This window comes from Trinickia sp. (genome assembly GCF_051961175.1).
GTDB lineage: Bacteria > Pseudomonadota > Gammaproteobacteria > Burkholderiales > Burkholderiaceae > Trinickia.
In genome coordinates this window covers 1-2,655 of record NZ_JBQCDN010000456.1, presented here as the reverse complement: position 1 = coordinate 2,655, position 2,655 = coordinate 1, and the positions used below count along the sequence as shown (strand labels likewise).

Below are 2,655 nucleotides of genomic sequence, written 5' to 3'. Positions count from 1 at the left end.
AAGCCGTTAAGCCGGCTCAGACGAAGCTTTGCGCGAGCGAGCCGATCAGCAGCTGCCAGCCGTCAACGAGGACGAACAGCATGAGCTTGAACGGCAGAGAAATCGTCACGGGCGACACCATCATCATCCCCATCGACATCAAGACGCTGGCCACGACCATGTCGATGATGAGAAACGGAATGAAGATCGTGAAGCCGATTTGAAAGGCCGTCTTCAGCTCGCTGGTGACGAACGCGGGCACGAGCAGCGGCAGCGGGACGTCTTCCGGCCCTTGCAGCGGCGGCGAGTGCGAGATCTTCGCGAACAGCGCAAGATCCGATTCGCGCGTTTGCTTCAGCATGAACTGCTTGAACGGGGCCACGCCGCGTGTGACGGCCGTCTCCATCGGAATGGTGCCGTCGGCGAACGGCTTGTAGCCGTCCGTGTAAGCCTTGTCGATGACGGGCGACATGACGAACAGCGTCAGGAACAAGGCCAGGCCGACGAGCACCTGATTGGGCGGCGTCGTCGACGTGCCCAGCGCCTGGCGCAGCAGCGAAAGCACGATGATGATGCGCGTGAAGCTCGTCATCATCAGCACCATCGCCGGCAGAAACGTCAGCATCGTGAGCAGCAGCATCGTCTGCACGCTCAGCGAGTACGTGGTGCCGCCGTTCGGGCCAGGGCTCGTGTTAAAGGCCGGCAGCCCCGCGGGCGCCGTCTGCGCATGCGAAAGCGTCGGCAACAGCGAGAAAATCAGAAAGGGCAATGCGGGGGCCGCGGCGCGCGCGAACCGCACGATAACGCTGGACGACATCTACTTGCCTCCGCCCGCAGGCCGAGAAAACCGTTTTTTTGCCTCGCCCGCGAGCGCGTCGCGAAAGCGCGAGCCGAATGTGCCGGGCAGGGTGCCGTCGGCGGCTTCGGCGCTGCCGGGGCCGCCGGGCGTGCCGGCGGCGTCGCCTGTCGGCGCGGGCATGGTATGGAGCAGCCGCACGCTGCCGGTAGACGCGCCGAGCACGAGCCAGGTATCGCCGATTTCAACGACAGCCACGCGCTCCTTGCCGCCGAGCGATACCCCGCCGACCGTGCGTACGAGCTGGCCGCGCGCCGAAGGCTGAAGGCCGAGGCGACGGGCGAGCCAGGCGCAGGCAAACACGAGCCCGATGACGACAGCCAGGCCGACGAGCGTTTGCAGCACGGCGCCGACGCCGAGGGACGGCACAGCCGTGCCGGCGCCGACGCTCGATGCGATTTTCGCGGCGTTGTTGACTGCGTTCATATCGGCCGCCGCTGCCGCGGGCGAGAGTGCCGCCGATGCGGTGGCGGTCGCTACCGCCAGGGCCGCGTGGATTGCCGCCATGCGCCGCCTGTGCGGCGCACGCTGCAAGCGTGATTTCATCAACGGTTCAGTTTTCGAATGCGTTCGGCCGGCGTAATGATGTCGGTCAGCCGGATGCCGAACTTGTCGTTGACCACGACGACTTCGCCTTGAGCAATCAAACAGCCGTTTACGAGCACATCCATCGGCTCGCCGGCCATTCCGTCGAGTTCGACGACGGAACCTTGCGCAAGTTGCAGCAAATTGCGGATCGCAATTTTCGTGCGCCCCAGCTCGACCGTCATCTGGACCGGGATGTCCAGGATCATGTCGATGTCGTTGCGTGTCGTGGTCGGCTCGACTTTCGACAGCGGCTGGAACACGCCGGCCGCGGCAGGCGCCGGTGCCGGGTTCGTGTTCTGCTCGGCCAGCGCGGCAGCCCAATCGTCGAGACTGGCTTCGTCGTCGGCCGCCATCGTCGGGGCGGGCTTCGCGGTTTCGCCGGCCATGGCGGCCATCTGCGCGTCGAGTTGGGCCGAGCCTTCACCCGGCGTGGCGTTCAGGTCACTCATAGTCCGTTTCCTTAATCGTGTTTTCCGCTGCGCTGATCATTTTTTGCACGCGCAACGCATATTGACCGTTGAAAATTCCGTAGCCGCATTCCATGACGGGCACGCCGTCGACTTTCGCGACGATGTTTTCGGGGATGTTGATCGGCAGCACATCGCCCGCGCGCATGTTCAGGATGTCCTCGAACGTGACCGGAATTTGGGCCAGGTCGGCTGTCAGCTCGACCTCGGCCGCCTGCACTTGTTTCGAGAGGACGCGAACCCAGCGGCGATCGACTTCGAGCGCTTCGCCCTGGATCGGCGAAGTCAGCACGTCGCGGATCGGCTCGATCATCGAGTACGGCATGCAGATGTGCAGCGTGCCGCCGGTCGGGCCGAATTCGATCGAAAACTGCGTGACGATCACGATTTCGTTCGGTGTCGCGACGTTGGCGAACTGCGTGTGCATCTCCGAACGCATGTATTCGAACTGCAACGGCCGCACGCTCTTCCAGGCCGTCGTGTAGTGATCGAACACGAGGTTCAGCAGCTTGGAAATGATCCGTTGCTCGGTGGCCGTGAAGTCGCGCCCTTCGACGCGCGTATGGAACCGGCCGTCGCCGCCGAACAGATTGTCGACGACGAAGAACACGAGATTCGGATCGAACACGAACAGCGACGTGCCGCGCAGCGGCTTCACGTGAACGAGGTTCAGGTTCGTCGGAATCGGCAGATTGCGCGTGAATTCGCTGTACTTCAGCACTTTGACCGGACCGACCGAAATTTCGGCGGTGCGGCGCATGAAAT

4 protein-coding genes are annotated in these 2,655 nt (G+C 63.7%); all 4 read right to left on the bottom strand.

Annotation, left to right across the window (positions count from 1 at the left end):
- Positions 1-16: 16 nt before the first annotated feature.
- Positions 17-796 carry a flagellar type III secretion system pore protein FliP gene (gene fliP / locus ACTHL0_RS25960; RefSeq protein ID WP_440569940.1) on the bottom strand — a complete coding sequence of 260 codons (780 nt, stop codon included), beginning with the start codon at positions 794-796 and terminating at the stop codon, positions 17-19.
- Complete coding sequence (gene fliO, locus ACTHL0_RS25955) at positions 797-1,381, bottom strand: flagellar biosynthetic protein FliO (protein WP_440569939.1); 585 nt, start codon at positions 1,379-1,381, stop codon at positions 797-799.
- Positions 1,381-1,872 (bottom strand): flagellar motor switch protein FliN, encoded by a 492-nt coding sequence (gene fliN, locus ACTHL0_RS25950; protein WP_440569938.1) that lies wholly within the window; start codon positions 1,870-1,872, stop codon positions 1,381-1,383. The genes fliO and fliN overlap by 1 nt, the downstream gene beginning before the upstream one ends.
- Positions 1,865-2,655, bottom strand: a 791-nt coding sequence (fliM, locus tag ACTHL0_RS25945) for a flagellar motor switch protein FliM (protein ID WP_440569937.1), incomplete at its 5' end; no start/stop codon positions are given. The genes fliN and fliM, both read right to left, overlap by 8 nt.